General features: G+C 59.7%; 19 protein-coding genes, 1 other RNA gene and 1 pseudogene. 5 read left to right on the top strand and 16 right to left on the bottom strand.

Annotated features, from left to right (window positions below):
* Positions 1-63: 63 nt before the first annotated feature.
* Both C0617_RS05570 and C0617_RS05565 read left to right on the top strand, forming a co-directional pair.
* Complete coding sequence (locus tag C0617_RS05570; RefSeq protein ID WP_291316024.1) at positions 64-399, top strand: STAS domain-containing protein; 336 nt, start codon at positions 64-66, stop codon at positions 397-399.
* A gap of 89 nt (positions 400-488) precedes the next feature.
* On the top strand, positions 489-911 hold the full coding sequence (locus tag C0617_RS05565; RefSeq protein WP_291316023.1) for an ATP-binding protein: 423 nt from the start codon (positions 489-491) through the stop codon (positions 909-911).
* A 36-nt stretch (positions 912-947) separates the two neighbouring features.
* Here C0617_RS05565 and C0617_RS05560 read toward each other — a convergent pair whose 3' ends face one another.
* The 3 genes from C0617_RS05560 to C0617_RS05550 form a co-directional block, all read right to left on the bottom strand.
* A complete protein-coding gene (locus tag C0617_RS05560; protein ID WP_291316022.1) occupies positions 948-1,568 on the bottom strand; it encodes an HAD family hydrolase in 621 nt (206 codons plus the stop codon).
* A complete protein-coding gene (gene lgt / locus C0617_RS05555; RefSeq protein WP_363324337.1) occupies positions 1,565-2,347 on the bottom strand; it encodes a prolipoprotein diacylglyceryl transferase in 783 nt (260 codons plus the stop codon). Before lgt ends, C0617_RS05560 begins: the two co-directional genes overlap by 4 nt.
* A gap of 80 nt (positions 2,348-2,427) precedes the next feature.
* Positions 2,428-3,345: an RluA family pseudouridine synthase gene (locus tag C0617_RS05550; RefSeq protein ID WP_291316020.1), complete on the bottom strand. Its 918-nt coding sequence runs from the start codon at positions 3,343-3,345 to the stop codon at positions 2,428-2,430.
* Between the two features lie 226 nt (positions 3,346-3,571).
* On the opposite strand from C0617_RS05550, the gene ssrS reads away from it, so the two are divergent.
* A non-coding RNA gene (ssrS, locus tag C0617_RS05545) (6S RNA) lies at positions 3,572-3,755 on the top strand.
* A gap of 294 nt (positions 3,756-4,049) precedes the next feature.
* Here the strand turns inward: ssrS and C0617_RS05540 are convergent.
* The 9 genes and pseudogenes from C0617_RS05540 to pheA all read right to left on the bottom strand — a co-directional run bounded on the left by C0617_RS05540 (position 4,050) and on the right by pheA (position 12,494).
* Complete coding sequence (locus tag C0617_RS05540; protein ID WP_291316019.1) at positions 4,050-4,433, bottom strand: hotdog domain-containing protein; 384 nt, start codon at positions 4,431-4,433, stop codon at positions 4,050-4,052.
* 42 nt (positions 4,434-4,475) lie between these two features.
* The gene (locus C0617_RS05535) at positions 4,476-4,754 is read right to left on the bottom strand and encodes an integration host factor subunit beta (RefSeq protein WP_291316018.1); all 279 of its coding nucleotides are present in this window, start codon (positions 4,752-4,754) and stop codon (positions 4,476-4,478) included.
* Between the two features lie 19 nt (positions 4,755-4,773).
* Complete coding sequence (gene sppA, locus C0617_RS05530; protein WP_291316017.1) at positions 4,774-5,664, bottom strand: signal peptide peptidase SppA; 891 nt, start codon at positions 5,662-5,664, stop codon at positions 4,774-4,776.
* Between the two features lie 66 nt (positions 5,665-5,730).
* Positions 5,731-7,479: a 30S ribosomal protein S1 gene (locus C0617_RS05525; protein WP_291316016.1), complete on the bottom strand. Its 1,749-nt coding sequence runs from the start codon at positions 7,477-7,479 to the stop codon at positions 5,731-5,733.
* 101 nt (positions 7,480-7,580) lie between these two features.
* Positions 7,581-8,423 carry a 4-hydroxy-3-methylbut-2-enyl diphosphate reductase gene (ispH, locus tag C0617_RS05520; protein WP_291316015.1) on the bottom strand — a complete coding sequence of 281 codons (843 nt, stop codon included), beginning with the start codon at positions 8,421-8,423 and terminating at the stop codon, positions 7,581-7,583.
* Positions 8,420-9,136 (bottom strand): annotated as a pseudogene (cmk, locus tag C0617_RS05515) ((d)CMP kinase). The gene ispH and the pseudogene cmk overlap by 4 nt, the downstream one beginning before the upstream one ends.
* A 55-nt stretch (positions 9,137-9,191) precedes the next feature.
* Positions 9,192-10,493 (bottom strand): 3-phosphoshikimate 1-carboxyvinyltransferase, encoded by a 1,302-nt coding sequence (aroA, locus tag C0617_RS05510; RefSeq protein ID WP_291316014.1) that lies wholly within the window; start codon positions 10,491-10,493, stop codon positions 9,192-9,194.
* A gap of 25 nt (positions 10,494-10,518) precedes the next feature.
* Positions 10,519-11,385: a prephenate dehydrogenase/arogenate dehydrogenase family protein gene (locus C0617_RS05505; protein WP_291316013.1), complete on the bottom strand. Its 867-nt coding sequence runs from the start codon at positions 11,383-11,385 to the stop codon at positions 10,519-10,521.
* 35 nt (positions 11,386-11,420) lie between these two features.
* Complete coding sequence (pheA, locus tag C0617_RS05500) at positions 11,421-12,494, bottom strand: prephenate dehydratase (RefSeq protein ID WP_291316012.1); 1,074 nt, start codon at positions 12,492-12,494, stop codon at positions 11,421-11,423.
* Positions 12,495-12,670: 176 nt separating this feature from the next.
* On the opposite strand from pheA, the gene C0617_RS05495 reads away from it, so the two are divergent.
* Both C0617_RS05495 and C0617_RS05490 read left to right on the top strand, forming a co-directional pair.
* Entirely contained in the window at positions 12,671-13,861 is a 1,191-nt protein-coding gene (locus C0617_RS05495) for a pyridoxal phosphate-dependent aminotransferase (RefSeq protein WP_291316011.1), read from the top strand.
* A 17-nt stretch (positions 13,862-13,878) separates the two neighbouring features.
* Positions 13,879-14,694, top strand: coding sequence for a formate/nitrite transporter family protein (locus C0617_RS05490; protein WP_291316010.1), 816 nt, complete (start codon positions 13,879-13,881; stop codon positions 14,692-14,694).
* Here C0617_RS05490 and recJ read toward each other — a convergent pair.
* The 4 genes from recJ to secD form a co-directional block, all read right to left on the bottom strand.
* Positions 14,691-16,415: a single-stranded-DNA-specific exonuclease RecJ gene (gene recJ / locus C0617_RS05485; protein ID WP_291316009.1), complete on the bottom strand. Its 1,725-nt coding sequence runs from the start codon at positions 16,413-16,415 to the stop codon at positions 14,691-14,693. The two genes, C0617_RS05490 and recJ, sit on opposite strands and share 4 nt — an antisense overlap.
* A 273-nt stretch (positions 16,416-16,688) precedes the next feature.
* Entirely contained in the window at positions 16,689-17,258 is a 570-nt protein-coding gene (locus C0617_RS05480) for a tetratricopeptide repeat protein (protein ID WP_291316008.1), read from the bottom strand.
* Positions 17,259-17,269: 11 nt separating this feature from the next.
* Positions 17,270-18,190: a protein translocase subunit SecF gene (gene secF, locus C0617_RS05475; protein ID WP_291316007.1), complete on the bottom strand. Its 921-nt coding sequence runs from the start codon at positions 18,188-18,190 to the stop codon at positions 17,270-17,272.
* A gap of 9 nt (positions 18,191-18,199) precedes the next feature.
* On the bottom strand, positions 18,200-19,798 hold the full coding sequence (gene secD / locus C0617_RS05470) for a protein translocase subunit SecD (protein ID WP_291316006.1): 1,599 nt from the start codon (positions 19,796-19,798) through the stop codon (positions 18,200-18,202).
* Positions 19,799-19,855 lie beyond the last annotated feature (57 nt).

The raw sequence follows: 19,855 nt of genomic DNA, 5'->3' as shown, positions 1-19,855 counted from the left end.
ATAAGGCAAATCTCAGCAGATAAGGGAACCTTCAAAAAAATCCACATTTAGAAGGAGGATTCAATGATTGTGCGCATCGAAGAAAAAGGCTCTGTGGTTCTGATCGAAGTCAAGGAGGAACGGTTGGACGCCCACAACAGCGGAGAGTTGAAGGCTCAGATGCTGAACCTTTTCGAGGAAGGCAAAAACGACATCATCATCGATCTCAAGGAAGTGCGCTTCATCGACTCGTCGGGCCTGGGTGCTCTGGTTTCGGGGTTTAAAAACGCAAGCGCCCGGAGCGGAAACCTCAAGCTCTGCAACCTTCAACCTCAAGTCAAGTCAATGTTCGAACTCACGCGTTTGCACCGGGTCTTTGAAATATTTCCCGATGCCGAAGAGGCGTTTGCCAGTTTTTAGGACCTGCTGCAGACCGTTCCTGACCGGGCCGCAACCGCTTCGGCCGCTATTGTGACCACCCCAGGAATCCATCTACCCTCGGGGAGCATATGCCTGACAAGATCGAAGTGACCATCAAAGTTCCCAACCAAACCCGCTACCTGAGCCTCATCGGGAAGATCGGGGAGGATATCGCCCGGACCCTGAAGAGGTACAAGGGCGACCGGGAGGAACTGGCCTATCACATCAACCTGGTCCTGACCGAAGCCATGGCCAACGCCATCCGCCACGCCAACCTGGACGATCCGGAAAAAGAGGTCCGCATTACGATCCGCATTCTGGACAGGATTTTGAACATCAAAGTCTACGATCAGGGCCGGGGCTTCGACATCGGCACCCTGCCGGGCCCGGACATCAAGGGGCTCAACGAGAGGGGGCGCGGTGTCTATATCATCCGTTCCCTCATGGACCAGGTAAGCTATCGGAAATACAAAGGGGGGCATGTCCTGGAAATGAAAAAATCACTCCAGTAGCCCCCCGGACCCGACCCCGATTGTCAATAGACCGTTTTACCCCTCCAGCATCCTCACCAGGTCCTGGTGATGGTCTATCCTGACGTCGCCGTCCACCCCACCTTGATAGGCTGCGAAACAGATCCCTGCCTCGCCGGCGGCATCGCGGTCCAGTTCCGAATCACCGACGAACAACAGAGAACTTTCCGGAAGGCCCAGTTGCCTTGCCGCCAAGTGGAGCATGTCGGGATGCGGCTTCGGCCGGGCCACGTCGCGACTCGTCACCACGGCGCGAAAGAACCGGGTCAGGTCGAAATGGGCCAGAATTTCAGGCATGCTGGTGCCCCGGTTGGTGGCCACGGCGAGGGGCAGGAACCGTGACAGGGCGGCCAGACTCTCGACCATCCCGGGCTCTGGAGTCATGTAGGGAATAAAGGTCCGGTAATCGAGGCCCGCGGCAAAAGCCAGGGCATCCTTGCGCCGTTCCGGCCCGAGGAGAGTCTCGAAGACCTGCGGACTCGCCGCTGTGTGACAGAGATGGGCCTTCTCACGGTCCGCTGAGCGGACCGGAGCCTCGCCCAAATGCTCAAAAATGGCATTGTAATAGGCGAGGTTGGCCCGCCGGCTCTCGAAGAGAACCCCGTCGCAGTCAAAAATGACCCCGCGAATCCCTTTCATCCCTTTTTCCCCCGACGCGCGAAAACAACGATCCCCGCAATCCCGAGAAGGATCATCGGCAGCGACAGCAATTGGCCCATGGAGGCCCCGGCCCAGAGAAACCCGAGGTGGGCGTCGGGCTGACGGAAAAATTCGACGGAAAAACGGAAAACTCCGTAGAAGAGGAAAAACGCGGCCATAGGGACACCCGCGGGCACCTTGCGATGTTGAAGAATCCAGAGAATCAGGAACAGGACCCCGCCCTCGAGAAACGCCTCGTAAAGCTGGCTTGGATGCCGGGGAGCAGCCCCTGCGCCCGGGAAGACCATTCCCCAGGGAACGTCCGTTACCCGTCCCCACAACTCGCCGTTGATGAAGTTTCCAATCCGTCCGCACCCCAGTCCGATGGGTGCTGCGCTGACAAGAATGTCCCCGGTCAGCAGGATCGGCAGCCCCTTTTTCCGGCAAAAGAGAATCGTCCCCACGATGACGCCGATCAGGCCACCATGAAAACTCATCCCACCTTCCCAAACGGCGAAAATCTCCAGGGGGTGCTGAAGGTAATAAGAAAGGTTGTAGATCAGGGTATACCCCAGGCGCGCCCCGAGAATAACACCGAGTACGGCATAGAACAGCAGGTCGGACAGCTCCTCCCCCTTCAGGGGAAGATTCCTAAGGCGGGCCAGACGCCGGATAATGAAATACCCCGCCACGAAGCCCACCAGGTACATGAAACCGTACCAGCGAACGGCGAGGGGGCCGAGGTGAAAAATGACCGGATCGATCTGGGGATAAGTCAGCATGGAGATCCTCGATTGTCCATTTTAGAAAATGCAGGGAAGGCCGTCCGAAGCCCCCTGCTGAAATCGCAGTCGAATGGCTAGCCGCCCAGCGCGCGCATGAGCCTTGCCATGTCCTCCGGAGGAGATGCCTCCAGTTCTAGTTTTTCCTCCCCCACCGGGTGGCGGAAATCGAGACGCCAGGCATGGAGCATCTGCCGGGGGACCTCGTGCTCACCCAGGCGTCGAGTGCCACCGTAGCGCGTATCTCCAAGGATGGGATGGCCCGCTTCGGCGAAATGAACTCGGATCTGGTGTGAACGGCCGGTAAGGATTTCCACCTCAACCAGGGAGGCTTCGGCCCCCCCCTCGACAACCCGGTATCGTGTGATGGCCTCTTTTCCCCCTTTTTCCACGGACGTCATGAGGTTGGTCGATCGTTTACGCGCCAACAGGGATCGGAACTCCCCCTGTTTCGGTTCGGGGCATCCTGCCACCAGGGCCAGATAGACCTTGTGGACCCGCCGTTCGGAAAATGTCCCCGTCAATCCCCGATGGGCCCTGGGATGTATGGAAAAGACCATGATTCCCGAAGTCTCACGGTCGAGTCGCTGCACCATCCCGAGTTCCGGTCGGTCATGAGGACGATAGGGATTGTGCAAAAAACGCAACAGGGCCTCGTAGAGGGTACCCCGATAACGGGCCGGCGTTGGCTGGGTTTCAACTCCGGAGGGCTTGGCGAGGGCAAGGAGGTACGGGTCCCTGAATACAATGTCCTTCTCCGACAGAGAAAAGGCGTCCAAGGGACCGCTATCCAGAAAGACTTCCACCTTCTCGCCCTTTTTGACCGGGTAAGAGCAGCGCCGCAGGCGACGACCTCCCACATGCACCCCACCCAAGTCGATCACCTTTCGCAGGACGGTGCGGGAGAGGTCCTTCATGCTGAGAAAAAGGAATTGGTCGAGACGCGTCCCCGCGTCATCGTGATCTGGAAAAAATAGATAACGGCTTTTTGCCACCGATCCGTTCCTTCGAAGAAAAGTCAAGCAAAAGTCCCCCAGGGGTTCAAGCACCTCGACCAGACAAGTGGATCACGATTCCCATCGCCATGGTTGGATACGTGACATATTACTGCTGGCGGAAGGCGGGACTTCGAAAGGGACCATCAAAAAAACTCACGGGCCCCTTTGACAGAATCTGCGCATATGCTACCATGAAATCAAGTTCAATCAAAAAGCTCTTTGACATTCTCTGGGATGTTCGATTTGCGGCCTTGGGGGGTTGACCAACAGACCGCAAGCTTGAGACCTCGGCCAAAATCGCGGTGAGCCAGCCCACCTCCGAGTGGGACGCCTGAAGTGATTTTCAGAGGCAGACGATAAATTCAAGGTCAAAACCGCAAGAAGGAGAACGGCATCCCGGAGCGAAATTGAAATTGGCATTGCGTGGCCCGGCATACCTTGTAAAACCCTTCTATCCGCAGGGAGAGAGCAACATGAATCTCCCCAAGGGTCGGAAACGAAAGATACGCTACCGGAACAGATCGATCATGATCTGTTACCGGGGCCTTCGAGTAGACTCCACCACAGGATAGAAAACACTGGACCCGCAATGCCAATTGTTTTTTCAACGCAGAGGCCCCGTCCAATCGGACGGGGCCTCTGCGTTTTCCTTGGTCCTGCGAAACCGGGGGTTCTATGTAAAGGTTAAAGGAAAATCCCGCTCACTGGTCCAACACATGCCCCGGAAGGACGAAACAGGTAAACGTCCCGACAAAAACCTCCCGGTCGGAAGTCACGGAGCAGGTCACCAGGCGCTTCTTTCCGTTCTTCTCCTCGACTTGAGCTCGCGCCGTAAGGGTTTCCCCGCAACGAACAGGTGCAAGGAATTTCACCTCTGCTGCGCCGAGAACGACATGAGGGTCGTTGACTGCCAGCATGGCCGCATAGTCTGCCAGGCCAAAAGCGAACCCTCCGTGTACCAGTCCTCTGCCGTCCGCGCACATCTCCTGCCGTGTCTGAAGACGGGCCACAGCCCTCCTGGGAGCGAGTTCCACCGGTTCGCCGACCCATTGGGCCGAAATGGACGGATGGGTTTTGAGATCCATGTGGCCCTCCGAAAAGGCTGCGAGGTTCGGCCAGGAAGAACTTTAGCTGTTAACTCTTTCCCGAAGTTCTTTGCCGGTCTTGAAGAAAGGGGTTTTCTTCCTCGGGATCTTGACGACCTCCCCGCTCTTGGGGTTTCTGGCTTCCCGGGCATCCCGAAGCCGAATGCTAAAGTACCCGAAGCCCCGGATCTCGACCCGGTCCCCACCCACCAGGGCATTGCCGATACTGTCGAAGATCGTATTGACCACCAGCTCGGCCTCTTTTTTGTTTAACTCGTCATTGGATAGCGAAAGCCGCTCCACTAGTTCACTTTTCGTCATCGGACTCGATCCTCCTGCACTATTCAACTCCGGGCCAAAGAAACTGCAGACCCGTTCCCGTTCGTTCCTGAAGGCCGCGCCCGAAACCGCTGACGGCCTCCTGGATGAAATATTCCAGAACCTCCCCCTTGTCCTTCGGGGGATAGACGATTCTCGGCTCCCCGTCCAGACCGGCATACTCTGCGGCCGCCACTACGGCATCCTGCATGTTGCCAAGGTCATCGACCAGGCCAGCTTCCATCGCCTGCCTGCCGGTAAAGATGCGTCCATCGGCGAGGGATGCGACTTCCTCAACGGGAAGACCACGCCCCTCGGCGACGGCATGTACGAATTGCACATGCACGTCGTCAATGACCCCCTGAAGGATGGTGCGGTCCTCTTCAGTCATTTCTCTCAGAGGTGATCCGATGTCTTTGTGCTGGCCACTCTTGACAACCTGACTGCTCAGACCGATTTTCCCAAGGAGCTCCTGAACACTGGTGAACTCCATGATGACACCGATACTGCCTGTGATGGTCCCCGCATTGGCAAATATGCGCCGGGCGGGAACCGCTACATAGTAACCTCCCGAAGCGCCAACAGACCCCATCGAAACGACGACGGGCTTGACCTCAGCAAGCTTACGAACCTCATCGTGGATCTCCTGAGAGGGTCCGACCCCGCCGCCGGGAGATTCGATGCGCAGAACGATGGCCTTAACCGAATCGTCCTTTTTGAATTGATTCAGGTGTTCGATGGTTTTCTTCGAGGACGTAATTACCCCAAGGACCTCGACCACCCCGACTTTCTCACCCAAAGGGAAGCTCGTCGTCCGCCCCATGAAACCGGCAAGAAGGTAAATGAGAACTAGGAAAAACAAAAAGATGGCGCCAAGGAGCGCCAGGGCCATCAGGAAGGGTCTCTTTTTCATGGGGGCAAGGCCAAGAAAAAGGGCCCCCGTGGACGGTCCCACGGGGGCCCCAGAGTTAGGACAGGATTACTCTTCGTCCTTCTTGCCGCTTTCCTTATCCATGGCACCCTGCAGCAGGGCTCCAAGATTGGAGGTGGCGCTCTTCTGCGCGCCAAGGAAGGCGTCCACTTCGGCCTTCTCCTTCTGATCGGAGAGGTGCTTGATGGAAAGTGCGATCTTGCGATCAACCGTATCGACGTTCAACACGACGGCCTCGAGATCGTCCCCAACATTGGCGAAGCTCTTGGGAGTATCGATCTTCTCCTTGCTGATTTCGGAGACGTGGATCAGACCCTCGATCCCCTCCTCAACCTCGAGGAAAATCCCAAAATCGGTAACCGAGGTCACCTTGCCGCGGAGGATGGTTCCGGGTGCGAATCGGTTCGGAATCGCTTCCCAGGGATCAGGGGTCAACTGCTTGATCCCGAGGGAGAAGCGCTCGTTTTCGCGATCGATATTGAGCACGGCGGCCTTGACAAGATCCCCCTTCTTGTAGAGTTCGGAAGGGTGCTTGATCCGCTTAACCCACGAAAGGTCGGAGATGTGGACCAGACCATCGATGCCCTCGTCGACGCCGACAAAGATACCGAAATCGGTGATATTCTTGACCTGTCCCTCGATGACCGTGCCGATCGGGAACTTCTCCCCGATGACCTCCCAGGGATTGGGTTCGATCTGCTTGAGGCCGAGAGAGATGCGCCGATTGGGCACATCGAGAGCCAGCACAACGGACTCGATCTCGTCGCCGATGCTCAGGGTCTTGTTGGGATGCTTGATCCGCTTGGTCCAGCTCATTTCCGAGACGTGGATCAGGCCCTCGACACCCTCTTCGAGCTCGACGAAAGAGCCGTAATCGGTCAGACTGACGACCTTGCCATTGACCCTGGAGCCGACGGGGAACTTCGCTTCGACCTCCAGCCAAGGATCGGGCGCGATCTGTTTCAGGCCGAGGGAGACGCGCTCCTTTTCACGGTCGAACTTGAGGACCTTGACGTTGATCTTATCGCCGACGGAAAGGATATCCGAAGGATGGGTGACCCGCCCCCAGGACATATCGGTGATGTGCAGCAAGCCGTCGATCCCGCCGAGGTCGATAAACGCACCGTAGTCGGTGAGGTTTTTAACGACCCCTTCGACCGTCTGCCCCTCTTCGAGAGTCTTGAGCGTATCGGAACGCTGGCTCTCCCGCTGTTCTTCCAGAAGGATGCGCCTCGAGAGGACGATGTTTCCGCGCCGCTTGTTGAGCTTGATGATCTTGAACTCGAAATTCTGCCCCAGCATCTTCTCCAGATTGCGAACCGGGCGAAGGTCCACCTGGGAACCGGGCAGAAAAGCGTTGACGCCGATGTCGACGGAAAGCCCGCCCTTGATGCGGGAAACGATCCGGCCCTCCACGTTGGCCCCCTCCTCGAGGGTGTTCCAGACCTTTTGCCGGTCGGCCTTTTCCTTGGAGAGACTGATCAGCCCACTTTCATTCTCGGTGCGCTCGATCAGGACGTCGAATTCGTCGCCGACTTTGAGTTCCAGCTGCTTATCTTCAATGCGGAACTCATTGGAGGGGATCACCCCTTCGGATTTGCCGCCGACATCGACGACCACCGAATCGGGGTTGACCTGCACAATGGTCCCTTTGACCACGTTGCCGGCCTTGAGCTCCTTGAGACCGCTCTCAAGCATGTCCTCGAAGCTCATTTCCATCTCCTCCATGTCCATCTCTTCCATGTCCATGGATTCTTCTTCGTTTTCTTCGTTGATTGTTTCGTTGTTTTCCACCATTAAGAACCTACCCCCTAGCGATTTTCCTGCCGTGTCCCGGCAGGTTATGGCTTTTAGCCATGAAGCGGGACGATAACATAAATTTTTTAAAAAACAAACCTTTATTTTCCCCGAAAACGAACCTTTTCCAAAACCTCATCGATAATCCACAGGGGAGTGGAGGCACCGGCGGTAATTCCGACCGATTCGACCCCATGGAACCAGTCTGGATCGATCTCGGCGGCGGTCTCCACATGGTGGGTCCGCGGCTGGATATTCAGGCAGATCTCAGCAAGACGGTTGGTATTGGCACTGTTGTAGCCGCCGAGAACCAGCATGACCTCGACCTGCCGGGCGATGGCCTGGGCCTCGTCCTGCCGCAGGGCGGTGGCGTCGCAAATGGTGTTAAAAACCCTCAACTCCTGGCTTTTCTCCAAGCAGACCTCCACCACCTGCCGCAGGTTGTCGAGAGACTGGGTGGTCTGGGCAACCACCCCCAACCGTTTCTTCCGTGGAAGCCCCTCCGCCTGCTTCCGGTCGGCCACGACGAAGACCTCTCCCCCGCCTTCGGCGTAGGAGAGGATACCCTGAACCTCGGGATGCTCTTCTTCCCCGACCAGAACCACGGCGTAACCCTCGCGGTTCAAAGAGGCGGCATGTTCCTGCGCCTTCTTGACGAAGGGGCATGTGGCATCGACAATCTCCAGCTCGAAGGAGCGGGCCTTTCTCAACTCTTGTGCGGTGACCCCGTGAGAGCGCACGATGACCGCACCTTCGGTACCTTCCTCAAGAGACTCAACATCCCGCACCCCCTTCTCCCGGAGTTTTTCCACGACCTGGGGAGAGTGTATAATCGGCCCCAGAGAGCAAAGATGTTCATGCTTCTCGGTAGCCTCGTAAGCCATATTAATGGCCCTCTTGACCCCAAAGCAAAACCCGGCGCTCTTGGCAAGGAGGATCTTCAAACCGTGCTCCCCCTGGGCATATCGGGCAATCCCGAATGGCGACGCCGCGCGCGCACCACCTGCAGCATCTCCTCCAGAACCTGTTCGATACTCAGACCGGTGGAGTCGATAGCGACGGCGTCCTCGGCCTGCAGAAGAGGCGAATGCTACCGAGCTCCGTCGGCTGCATCGCGTTCTTCCACCTCGGCGATGGTCTGTTCCAGGTCGACCACCAGCCCCTTCTCCTTCAGTTCCAGGTAACGCCGGTGTCCCCGCTCCCGGGCGGAGGCGAGGAGAAAGAATTTAGCTTCGGCCCGGGGAAAGACGACCGTGCCGATATCCCTTCCCTCAAGAACCACCCCCCCCTGCTCTCCCAGGGACCGCTGGAGGCGAACGAGGGCCGTACGCACGCATGGGCAAGCCGCGACCCGGGAGGTCAGAAGGCTGACTTCGGGAGTGCGGATGGCCTCGGAAACATCCTCACCATTGAGAAGCACCCGGTCGCCCGCCTCGCTCCGTTCGAATTCGATGCGCAGGCCTTCGCAGAGACGCCCCAGCCCAGCGGCATCCTCCGGGGAAACATTCAGCCGGTGGGCCTGCAGGGCCACGGCCCGGTACATGGCGCCGGTATCGATGTTGACGTACCCCAGGATCCGTGCCAGAAGGCGACTCAGGGTACTTTTGCCTGCACCGGACGGCCCGTCGATGGCAATGATCAGTTCTCGCTGTGACACACTTCGTCCTTATCAGATCGGTTCATTCAGATACTCGGCGGTACAGGATCGGCACCTACCTCTCTGCCCTCACCCCGTCCAACAGAGACCAGAAGCTTGGAAAGGATGTGGCGGTGCATCCGGTGTCGTCGATCGTCACCTGCGCTTTGCTCCGAAGGCCGGCCACGGCCAGACTCATGGCGATGCGATGGTCTCCCCAGGAGGAGACGCTGCCGCCTTCGAGTTCTTCGACCCCGGTAATCTCCATGCCATCCTCAAGGGCCACAATCCGGCCTCCCAGCTTGCCGAGTTCCGATGTCATGGCAGCGATACGGTCGGTCTCCTTGACCTTCAGCTCACGAGCGTCCCGAATCACGGTCGTCCCCTCGGCAAAGGCGGCTGCGACGCTGATGACGGGAAATTCGTCGATGGCGCGGGGCACGAGGCTCCCGCCGATCTCGATCCCCTTGAGGGTGCTGCTTTTCACGAGAATGTCCGCGACCGGCTCCCCGGAGACCTCACGCTGGTCGAGGAGTTCCAACCGGCCACCCATCCCCTGCAGAATGTCGATGATTCCGCTGCGGGTGGGATTGACCCCCACATTGCGGATCACCAACTCGGTATCGGGACAGATCAGGGCGGCCACCATGAAAAAGGCCGCCGAGGAGATGTCACCGGGGACGGAGACCTCCCTTCCCTCAAGGCGCGGCCCGCCGTTCAAGGAGACCCCGTCGTCGAAGACCTGAAGATCAGCGCCGAAATAATCAAGCATTCTCTCGCTGTGGTCCCGGGAGAGGTGCGGCTCACGGACCGTCGTTGTGCCATCGGCATACAACCCGGCAAGGAGCAGAGCCGACTTGACCTGGGCACTGGCGATGGGCGATTCGTACTCAGCCGCCCGAAGCCCGCCGCCCCGGATAGCCAGAGGAGCGAGATCCCCCCCTCCCCGCCCCCAGATAGAAGCGCCCATGGATGCAAGGGGGGAGACCACCCTTTTCATGGGACGGCGCCGCAGATAGCGGTCCCCGGTGAGCACCGAAAAAAAGTACTGCCCTGAGAGCAAACCGGTCATGAGCCGAATGGTGGTGCCCGAATTGCCGCAGTCGATGACGTCCTCAGGTTCGGTCAACCCGTGAAGGCCCCGCCCTTCGATCCGGAGCTCCCCGCCGGCACGTTCCTCGATGGAAATCCCCATGGCGCGAAAAGCATTAAGGGTGGCCAGGTTGTCTTCTCCCCGCAAAAACCCGCGAACGATCGTGGGTCCCTCGGCGAGAGAGCCGAACATCACGGATCGATGGGAAATGGACTTGTCGCCCGGAACGGTGATCTCGCCGCCAAGGCGCTGTGCGGGGCGAACGGACTGGGTCTCTCTCTTCATAATTTCCCCCACCGGTAGAATGACCTTAAAGGATCGCGTCCCGGCTCTTCTTTGAGCGCAGGAAGAACTCGAACAGCCTGGAGCCGTCACCGCTACGGACGTCTTCCTTGAGTTCGGCAAAGGTTGTTTCAAACCGCTCCATCATCTCGACCAGTGCGTCGCGGTTGGTCATGGCGATGTCCCGCCACATCGTTGGATCCGAAGAGGCGATGCGGGTAAAGTCCCGAAACCCTCCGGCGGAATATTCGAGGATGTTCTCTTCGTAGCGATCATAAGAGCCCATGGCGTTGACCAGTGAATAAGCGACCATGTGCGGCAGGTGGCTGATGGCCGCCAGCACCCGATCGTGCTTGTCCACGTCCATCACCACAACCTCGCTCCCTGCAGTCTCCCAGACCCGGTGAACCAGGGCGAGGGCGTTCCGGTCGGTCCGCTCCGTGGGGGTCAGGATACAGCGGCGGTTTTGGTACAGGGTTGCAAAGGCGGCCTCGGCCCCGCTCTTCTCGGTGCCCGCTATGGGATGACCGGGGACGAAGTGAACCCCCTCAGGAACCAGGGGCTCGATAGCGGCCACCACCGACTTCTTGACGCTGCCGCCGTCGGTGAGAACGGCGCCGGGCTTCATCCGGGGCAGCACGGCAGCCGCCATCTCCGGAAGAGTGAGAACCGGAGTGGCGAGGAAGACCAGATCAGCGTCGCCGACGCCTTCCCCGGGGTCCCGGGTAATGCGGTCAACAACCCCCAGTTCGAGGGCTTTCTCCAGGTTGGGGAGGCCGCGGCCGATGCCGATGACTTCGCCGACGGCTCCGGCGGACTTGAGGGAGAGGGCCAGAGACCCCCCTATGAGACCGACGCCGATGACGGCCAGTTTCGGGATGAGCGGTTGGTTCATGAACGAAGTCCCTTCGCCAGCAAAAATGCCGGTATCTATTTGGCCACCGGGTAGGAGCCCAGCACCTTGAGGAATTGACAATGCCCCCTCAACTCCTCGATGGCGTCGCTGACGTTGTCTTCGGCAACGTGGCCTTCAATATCGAGAAAGAATATATATTCCCAGGCTTTTTTCTTCAGCGGCCGGCTTTCGATCTTGGACAGGTTGATGTCCCTCTTGCTGAAGGGCTCCAGCATCCTGTAAAGGATTCCCGGTTCGTCCTTTACGCTGAACATAATGGTCGTCTTGTCCCGGCCGCTGCGATCGGGCGTTTTCCGCCCGATGACCAGAAAGCGGGTAAAATTGTTGGGGTTGTCCTCGATCTTCCGCTTGGCCAGCTTGAGACCGTAGAGGGTGGCGGCCATCTCGCTGGCAATGGCCGCCGCGGTCTCGTCCTCGGCAACCATCTGAGCGGCAAGGGCGGTACTGGCCACATCGACCAGGGGCACATCGGGAAGATTCTCTTCCAGCCAATTGCGGCACTGGGCGAGAGCCTGGGGGTGGGAAATGACCTTCCGGATCACCTCGAGACTCCCGGAACGGGACAGCAGGTCGTGGGAGATTTCCAGGAGGATTTCCGCGTTGATCTGGAGGTCCGACTCCATGAACATGTCGAGAGTATGGGAGACAATCCCCTCGTTGGAGTTCTCCACCGGCACAACCCCGTAGTGGACCCGCTCCCTGGCGACCTCCTCAAAGACAGCCGAAATGCTTTTCTGCGGGACCAGTTGCGCGGAGAAACCGAACTGGCGCATGGTCGCCACATGGGTGAACGTAGCCTGGGGACCGAGGAAAGCCACCTTCATCGGCTGTTCGAGAGAAAGGCAGGCGGAGATGATCTCGCGAAACACCCTCCGGATGCCCTCGGGAGGAAAAGGGCCTGGATTGCCCGAGATGAGCCGTTCGTAAATGGCCCGCTCGCGGCTGGCAACGTAGAACTCCTTGCTCTGCCCGGCCTTGAGCTTGCCCACCTCGACCACGACGTCGCCGCGACGGTTGAGCAGGTCGAGGATCTGGTCGTCGATGCTGTCAATCTGCCTTCGGTAATCGTCAAGAATTTTCTTGGCCACCTTGTCACCCCCTGAATAAACTTTTAAGGAATCGAGAATCTAGCCTATCCTCTTAGAAAAATCAACGCCCCCAGTACAACGGCCCCCGTCCAGAAGCCCCCGCCCTTTCCCCTTGACCCGCTTTCGGTGCCCGGCTAAACTGCCAACAATTTCATGAAAGCTCGGAGGAACAGACCATGACCATTTCCGTCAAGGTAATGAACTACATCGAACGGTCCTCCTGGATCCGCAAGATGTTCGAGGAGGGTGCAGCCCTTCGCAAAATCCACGGCGCCGAAAACGTTTTCGATTTCAGCCTCGGCAACCCCTCAACGGAACCGCCCGAGGACTTCCGCCGGGAACTTCAGAGCCTGGCCCAATCCTGCGAACCGGGGATGTTCCGCTACATGGACAACGCCGGCTACCTGGAGACTAGGGCTGCGGTGGCCGAGGTCCTGACCGAGAAATCACCCCTCCCGGTAGAGGCCCGCCACGTGGTCATGACCTGCGGGGCCGGCGGGGCCCTCAACGTGGTCCTGAAGACCATTCTCAACCCCGGGGAGGAGGTCATCATCCTCGCCCCCTACTTCGTCGAGTACAAGTTCTACGCCGACAACCACGGCGGCGTCACTCGAGAAGTGCCCACCGACCCGGCAACGTTCCAGCTCGACATTGCGGCCATAGAGAAGGCCATCGGCCCCAACACCCGGGCCATCATCGTCAACTCCCCCAACAACCCCACCGGGGTTATCTATTCGCGGGAGAGACTGACTGCCCTCGGCGAAGCCGTGGAGCGCAAGGGGAAGGAACTGGAGCGGCAGATCTACGTCATCTCCGACGAGCCCTACGCCCGCCTGGCCTACGACGGCCGAGAGGTGCCGGGCATTTTCTCCTGCGTCGAGAACGCCATTGTGGTCACTTCCCACTCCAAGGACCTGGCTCTGCCCGGAGCCCGGATCGGCTACCTTGCCGTCAATCCGGCCATGGGCAACGCCGCGCAGTTCATCGAGGGGGCGGTCTTCTGCAACCGGGTGCTCGGGTTCGTCAACGCCCCCGCCCTCATGCAGCGCCTCGTTGCCAAGCTGCAGCGTTCGAGCGTGGATGTTTCCGAGTACCAGGCCAAGCGGGATCTGCTGTATGACAACCTCACCACCATGGGTTTCCGAATGGTCCGGCCCGAGGGGGGATTTTACCTCTTCCCCGAGTCCCCGCTGGCCGACGACGTGGAATTCGTCGGCCTGGCCCAGAAGCACAATATCCTCCTGGTCCCCGGAGTGGGATTCGGCGCCCCGGGTCATTTCCGCATCGCATACTGCGTGGATGCGGAAATGATCCACCGCAGCCTCCCCGCCTGGGAGCGGTTGGCCCGCGAAGTCGGGCTGGGTTGAAGGCAGGGATAGACAAGATGGAAAAACGTTTCCTCACGCCACGCGAAGCGGTTCAGGCCATTGTCGACAACGGTCAGCGGGTCATGACCCAGTCTTTTGCCCGCACCGTCGTCCTGAGCCTCCTGGCTGGCTTCTATATCGCCTTCGGGGCACAGCTGGCCACGGTGGTGACCCAGGACGCAGCGCCGTTTCTCGGCACCGGGGTGGCCCGCCTGCTTGGAGGCAGTGTCTTTTCCGTAGGACTGATGCTGGTGGTGGTCTGCGGGGCGGAACTCTTCACGGGAAACAGCCTGCTGACCAAAGCTGCCCTTCTCGGGCAGATCCCATGGTCCAAGCTCGCCGAGAACTGGATCGTGGTCATCCTCGGCAATCTGGTCGGCTCTCTCTTTTTCGCCTGGCTGATGTACCGATCGGAACTCTGGCAGGCAGGCCAGGTCGCCGAACACGCCGTCAACATCGCCTCAGCCAAGTGCCGCCTTCCCTTCGAGGTCGCCTTCATTCGCGGCATTCTCTGCAACTGGCTGGTCTGCCTGGCCGTCTTCATGGCCACGGCCGCCCGGGACGTTCCCGGAAAACTGCTGGCCTGCTATGTTCCCATCATGACCTTTGTGGCCAGCGGATTCGAACACTCGGTGGCCAACATGTACTTCATTCCCACCGGCCTGCTTCTGGCCGATGCCCGCCAACTGGTTGAACCCGGCCTATCATGGAACAATTTCTTCCTGGCCAACCTGCTGCCGGTCACCCTCGGCAACATCGTCGGCGGCGTGGTTTTCGTCGCCTTCGCCTACTGGTTCATCCACCTGCGGGGCGGGCGCAACGGCAGGCCCTAATCGCCGCACTCCCCTGGCCGCCAGTCCTTGACCTTCAGCTGAACCGAACTGCGTCCCCTCCACCGATTCAAGGATGGAGCAAAGAGCAGGTCGATCGGCCCAGACAGTTCCGCCTGCCGGTCGGCCAATCCGAAAGCGATACAGGGAAGGCTTACCCCGCCCTGCCGGACATCAAAGGCGAGGTGCTGCTGCCCGGCCTTGCGCACCCTCTCCACCTCGACCCCACGGGCCACAAAGGCCGGTTCCGGATTGCCCATTCCAAAGGGAGCGAGGCCCTGCAATTCTGAAACGGCCTCAAAACTCAAGGTATCCAACGCCACCTCCCCGTCATGAACGATCCGCTGGTGCAGGTCCTCCTCACAGAGGGCGTCTCGGGCCTCCTCCTCCAGACGATCGGCGAAAGCGCCAACCTGGCCTGACTCGATTGTCAGCCCCGCGGCATATGCATGCCCTCCGAACCCGAGCAGATGGTCGCGACATTGGTCGAATGCCCGGTAAAGGTGAAAACCGCTGATGGATCGGGCCGACCCCTTGCCCCGCCCGTTCTCCAGGGAAATCAAGACGGTAGGGCGATAGTACCTCTCCACCAACCGGCTTGCCACAATCCCGATCACCCCCGAATGCCAGCGCGCATCGGCCAGGACGATGGAACGCCCCAACCCCTCGGCTCCCTCCCCTTCCAGGCGTTCCAATGCCTGTTCCAAGGTTTGCGCCTCGATGCGCCGGCGTTCCTGGTTGAGAGCGTCCAGATCCTGCGCCGCGCTCCTGGCCTCGTCGGCCGATCGCGTGAGAAGAAGTTCGACACCCCGGCCCGCATCGACCAGACGCCCTGCTGCATTGAGCCGAGGCGCCAGCTGGAACCCGACGTTTCCACTGCTGACCTCCTTGACGCCGGAGACCTCCTTGAGGGCTTCTATTCCAACGCGTTCCCCGCCGGAGAGGACCGACAGCCCCGCCTTCACCATCGTGCGGTTGACCCCCGTCAGGGGAACGAGGTCGGCAACCGTTCCGAGGGCCACAAGGTCCAGGCAGAGACGCAGGTCCGGTTCGGGACGGGAGACAAACCACCCCCTTTCCCGCAGGACCTTGCGCAGCGCTATCAGCAGAAAAAAGGCTACTCCGACCCCTGCTAGTGCCTGAAAGGGAGTCCTCCCCTCATCCAGGTGAGGGTTCACCAAGGCGTAAGCCCGGGGCAGACCAGGAGGGGGTTGATGGTGATCTGTGATGATCAGGTCCAGCCCGAGAGAGGCTGCGAGTTCGGCCTCTTCGATCGCCGAGATACCGCAGTCAACGGAAACGACGACCCGGGTCCCTGCCATGGCGGAATCTTTCAGCGCCTGCCCAGAAAGGCCGTAACCGTCCTTGAGCCGTTCGGGAATGTGATAGTCTACCCGCCCGCCGAATGCCCGCAGAATCTCGACCAGAAGGGCGGTTCCGGTCACACCGTCCACATCATAATCGCCGTGAACAGAGATGGCCTCCTCCCCCTCGATGGCCTTCACCAACCGAGCCACGGCACGATCGATCCCGGCCAGACCTGAGGGATCCGGCAAATGGGCCAACCGGCTCTGGAGAAAAGCCCGGCCGGCCTCCGCAGTGGTGATCCCCCTGCGCAGAAGCGCTTCAGCGGTCAGGGAACCGACCTCAAGCCGCGATCGCAGCCCGGCCAGGGCCTCCTCGCCGAATCGCTCTCCCCGCGTCACCCACCTGCGTTGCGTCATCTTCTTCACTCTTTCACGTCCATCATGGCACCCGGCGTCCTTGGCCGTCCAGTCAAGGCAAGGGGATGGCCGCTCCGCCCCCAACGGTTTCGGTCATATAACCAGAAAGGCACTGGAGTCGAAACAATCAAGCATCAACCAACAGAGACAGGCGGCAAAAAAACGCTTTTCCCGATTGCCCCTGCGTCCTCTTCGCCTCTGTGTAAAGAAAAAGGATTCGATTACAGGTCAAAAAAAACGGGCCGGGGAAATCCCCGGCCCGATGTTCTCTGGCTACCGACCCGGCGGTGGAGCCGGGAGGGTCTCAAGGGCCCTGAGTTCGGCACGGACCTGGTCGGCAGTCGGACCGGTCGAAACCACGGTCAGGAATTTTTTCCAGACCTCCCTCGCCTTGGGGAAGTCCTGCAGGTCATACCGGTAAACAACCCCCAGATTGAACATGCTCTGGGGATGTGTCGGATCGACCTCCTGAGCTTTCAGGAAATTCCCCACAGCCCGATCGTACCATCCGAGCCTGCGAAACATGACCCCCTGGTCGGTCAGAACGTTGGGATTCGAGGGTTGAAGCTCCAAGGCCTTGTCGTATGCCTCGACCGCTTGCATGTGCTGCCCGAGATCGAAGTAGAGATGCCCGAGTTCCACCCAGGCGTTGCTGTTGCCGGGGTCGTCGGCGACGACCCTTTCAAGCATCTGGATCTGTTTCTGATAATCGACCTGCGGTACTGCCTGCGGAGAAGTGACAGTAGCCGGTCTGGAACGCCGCGCACTCTGGTTGACGAGGATTACGACAAGGAGCCCCACCACCAGAGTGACAACAACAAGGAGAATGGTCTCTTTTTTCATAGCCGACTCCTTTAGGCTGCGGTCGTTTCTGCCTTTTGGCTTCTGCGTTCTTCCCAGAAAATCAGCAGGGGACTGGCAACGAAGATGGAGGAGTAGGTCCCGACAACAACCCCGACCAGAAGGGCGAAGGCAAAGTTGTGAATCACCCCGCCGCCGAGGACAAAGAGGGCCAAAACAACCAGCATGGTTGTACCCGAGGTCAGGATGGTCCGGGAGAGGGTCTCGTTAATACTGCGGTTGACCACCGCCGTGAAGCCCTCTCGACCGTGCTTGCCCATGTTTTCCCTGATACGGTCGTAGACGATAATGGTGTCGTTCAGGGAATAACCGATGATCGCGAGAAAAGCGGCGATGATGGGCAGGTCGATCTCCTTGCCAAAGAGGGAAAAGACCCCGAGGGTGATGAGGACGTCGTGGACAAGGGCGATGATTGCCCCCACGGCGAAGCGGAATTCGAAACGCATGGTGATGTAGATGAGAATGCCGATCATGGCGTAGACCAGGGCCATCATCCCCTTCGCACGCAGGTCCTTTCCGACCTGGGGGCCGACCATTTCGGTGCGGCGCATCTCCACCTTTCCGTCGCCGTAGCTTTTCTCGAGAGCCCCGGAGATCCCCTGGGAAATGCCCTTGAGCTCCCCGCTGGTGTTCTGGGCGCGGATCAGGAACTCGTTGGCCTCGTCGCCGAACTGCTGAACCACGACCCCGCCGAGGTCCAGTTCTTCCAAGGCGTCCTTGATGTCGCCCGCACTGGCCTTGTCCTCGAACTTGACCTGAACGAGGGTGCCGCCGGCGAAATCGATGCCGTAATTAGGCCCGCCCTTTACCATCAGGGAGATGAGGCCGACCAGGATGAGCACCAGGGAGAAAATGGCGGCCGCCTTGCGCTTGCCGACAAAATCGACGTTGATGTCTGGCTTTACAAACTGCATGGTGCCTCCTTATATGCTCAGTCGCTTGACCTGGCGGCGTTCCAGGAAGAAGTCGAAGATGACCCGGCTGACGAAAATCGCCGTAAACAGCGAGGCGAGAATGCCGATGGACAGGGTGACGGCGAAACCTTTGACCGGACCGGTACCGAACTGGAACAGGACCAAAGCCGCGATGAGGGTTGTGACGTTGGCATCCACGATAGTCAGAAGGGCCTTGCTGTAACCTGCATCCAGGGCGATCTTGGGAGTCTTGCCGAGGCGCAGCTCCTCCCGGATGCGCTCGAAAATGAGCACATTGGCATCGACCGCCATGCCGACGGTCAGCACGATGCCGGCGATGCCCGGCAGGGTAAGAGTCGCCTTGAACAGCGACAGCATGGCCATGATGAAGATCAGGTTCAGGGCCAGGGCGATGTTGGCCACCAGGCCGGAGAGATTGTAGTAGGCGAACATGGCCAGGATCACCAGGACCCCGCCGACGACAACCGAGAGGATACCTTTGTTGATCGAATCGACCCCCAGGGAGGGACCGACGGTGCGGTTCTCGAGGATATTCACAGGTGCAGGCAGGGAACCCGCCCGAAGCACGATGGCCAGGTCGGTCGCCTCCTGCTCGGTAAAGGAGCCGCTGATCTGGGCGGATCCGCCGGAGATCCGCTCGCGGATGACGGGCGCCGAGTAGACGCTGTCATCGAGGACGATCGCCATGCGCTTGCCGACGTTGGCCGCGGTGATCTGGTCGAAGCGCTTGGCGCCGACGGAATTGAAGTCAATGGCCACGTAGGGCTCATTGAAGCGGGTGTCGATACGCACCTGGGCGTCGGCGAGGAGGTCGCCGGTCAGAGCCGTCTTGTCGTAGACCACGATGGGGGTTTCGGTCACCGCGTCGGTGGTGCTGTCTACCTTCCGCTCGTAGAGAAGCTGGGTGCCGGGTGCGAAAACGCCCTTGAGGGCGTCCTGGGGGTTGGCGTCCTCGGCGACCATCTTGAATTCCAGGCGGGCGGTCTTGCCGAGCAGTGCGATGGCCCGGTCAGGATCCTTCACGCCAGGCAACTGGATCAGGATGCGGTTGCCGCTTTGACGCTGCAGGGTCGGCTCGCTGACGCCGAACTGGTCGACCCTGTTGCGCAGGGTCTCAAGAGCCTGACGCACGGCGTAGTCCTTGATGTTGGTCACCTCCCGGTCGCTGAGGCGGTAGTTCTTCTGGATGTAGCCCCCCTCGTCAGTAAGGGTCAAGGCCTCCAGGTAGGGAAAGTTCTCCTCCATCAGGGCGTCCACCTCGGCGCCCGCCGCCTGATCGTAGACGGTAATGGCGAGGCGCTCTCCGGGCTGGCGCTCGATGCGCTTGAAGATGATGTCCTTATCGTTCAGGAGGGTCTCCCCCTGGTCGACGACGGTGTCGATGCGGCTCTCAACGGCCTTGTCCACATCGACGCCCAGAACAAGGTGCATTCCCCCCTGGAGGTCGAGCCCCAGGTGAATGGGATCAAAGGCATTTCGCCAGAATTCGGGCAGCCCCCCTTTGAACAGGGTGGGCCCCAGAGAGACGAGCGAGACCAGGATGCAGCCGAGAACCAGCACCCCCCTCAACTTGATGCTTTTGTACATGGTGCCAACCTTCTCCTTTCAGGTTCATTTTCCGGATCCGCCATGAGCGGCGTTTCC

Origin of the sequence: Desulfuromonas sp., from assembly GCF_002868845.1 — a bacterium.
GTDB lineage: Bacteria > Desulfobacterota > Desulfuromonadia > Desulfuromonadales > BM501 > BM501.
This window is presented reverse-complemented; position numbering and strand designations above follow the sequence as displayed.

Excerpts from the sequence above, each read along its gene's own strand:
- secF (WP_291316007.1), bottom strand. The coding sequence starts at position 18,190 with ATGCAGTTTGTAAAGCCAGACATCAACGTCGATTTTGTCGGCAAGCGC.
- sppA (WP_291316017.1), bottom strand. The coding sequence starts at position 5,664 with ATGAAAAAGAGACCCTTCCTGATGGCCCTGGCGCTCCTTGGCGCCATC.
- C0617_RS05480 (WP_291316008.1), bottom strand. The coding sequence starts at position 17,258 with ATGAAAAAAGAGACCATTCTCCTTGTTGTTGTCACTCTGGTGGTGGGG.
- C0617_RS05490 (WP_291316010.1), top strand. The coding sequence starts at position 13,879 with ATGGAAAAACGTTTCCTCACGCCACGCGAAGCGGTTCAGGCCATTGTC.
- C0617_RS05525 (WP_291316016.1), bottom strand. The coding sequence starts at position 7,479 with ATGGTGGAAAACAACGAAACAATCAACGAAGAAAACGAAGAAGAATCC.
- aroA (WP_291316014.1), bottom strand. The coding sequence starts at position 10,493 with ATGAAGAGAGAGACCCAGTCCGTTCGCCCCGCACAGCGCCTTGGCGGC.
- C0617_RS05560 (WP_291316022.1), bottom strand. The coding sequence starts at position 1,568 with ATGAAAGGGATTCGCGGGGTCATTTTTGACTGCGACGGGGTTCTCTTC.
- C0617_RS05495 (WP_291316011.1), top strand. The coding sequence starts at position 12,671 with ATGACCATTTCCGTCAAGGTAATGAACTACATCGAACGGTCCTCCTGG.
- C0617_RS05565 (WP_291316023.1), top strand. The coding sequence starts at position 489 with ATGCCTGACAAGATCGAAGTGACCATCAAAGTTCCCAACCAAACCCGC.
- C0617_RS05570 (WP_291316024.1), top strand. The coding sequence starts at position 64 with ATGATTGTGCGCATCGAAGAAAAAGGCTCTGTGGTTCTGATCGAAGTC.
- C0617_RS05535 (WP_291316018.1), bottom strand. The coding sequence starts at position 4,754 with ATGACGAAAAGTGAACTAGTGGAGCGGCTTTCGCTATCCAATGACGAG.
- C0617_RS05505 (WP_291316013.1), bottom strand. The coding sequence starts at position 11,385 with ATGAACCAACCGCTCATCCCGAAACTGGCCGTCATCGGCGTCGGTCTC.
- secD (WP_291316006.1), bottom strand. The coding sequence starts at position 19,798 with ATGTACAAAAGCATCAAGTTGAGGGGGGTGCTGGTTCTCGGCTGCATC.
- recJ (WP_291316009.1), bottom strand. The coding sequence starts at position 16,415 with ATGACGCAACGCAGGTGGGTGACGCGGGGAGAGCGATTCGGCGAGGAG.
- C0617_RS05540 (WP_291316019.1), bottom strand. The coding sequence starts at position 4,433 with ATGGATCTCAAAACCCATCCGTCCATTTCGGCCCAATGGGTCGGCGAA.